General features: G+C 47.3%; 1 pseudogene. It reads left to right on the top strand.

The annotated features are described in order from the left end of the window. Positions 1 to 281, top strand: a pseudogene (locus AC0IXA_RS27320) (hypothetical protein); the annotation flags it as partial.

Genomic DNA, 281 nt, shown 5'->3' with positions numbered 1-281 from the left:
ATTCATGTGTTCTTTGGCAGCTTAACGCCTTATTTGCTGTCGAGTTATGATAAGGGTCCTGGGGAATTATCATCTTTAATTTTTTTTCAGTTTATTGGTTTTTTGACAGGTGTTCTGCTATCCCCCATTCTAGTGAGAAAAAGAGGCTATGGCGCTGTGCTGACGATGGGTCTTTTGCTGATGATTGGCTCACTTCTGCTGGGGCTGTTGGTGCCGGGCTGGACGACGCTTGTGCTGGCAGGTTTTTTTCTTGGGAGCGGCGCAGGCAGTCTTGAGACAAC

The sequence above is a fragment of the Pseudomonas sp. AC083 genome (assembly GCF_979253165.1).
This window is presented reverse-complemented; position numbering and strand designations above follow the sequence as displayed.